Consider the following 252-nt stretch of genomic DNA (forward strand, 5'->3'; position numbering starts at 1 on the left):
AGGGAAGCCACAGCAAAACGGGTTTGTTGAGCGGTTTAATGGCTCATTTAGACGAGAATTTTTAGATGCTTACTTGTTTGAAAGTATCAATCAAGTAAAAGAAATGGTGTGGTTCTGGCGATTAGATGTACTAGCTCAGACTTGATCTGACAGTTACCCGTTTTTCAATCGGTGGCTGTCAGTTTAGATTTGAGCTAAATTTTTCTCAGCCCAAATTGATTTTCCATCAAGCAATGTTTCAAATGGCGTTCT

The 252-nt window shown here is 38.9% G+C and carries 1 protein-coding gene; it reads left to right on the forward strand.

The annotated features are described in order from the left end of the window. Positions 1–145: integrase core domain-containing protein (locus tag F9Y84_RS21940; protein WP_168756808.1), on the forward strand; the 145-nt coding region annotated here is incomplete at its 5' end. Positions 146–252: the final 107 nt, after the last annotated feature.

This window comes from Pseudoalteromonas peptidolytica, assembly GCF_012641745.1.
In the GTDB taxonomy this organism is placed as follows: Bacteria; Pseudomonadota; Gammaproteobacteria; order Enterobacterales; family Alteromonadaceae; genus Pseudoalteromonas; species Pseudoalteromonas peptidolytica.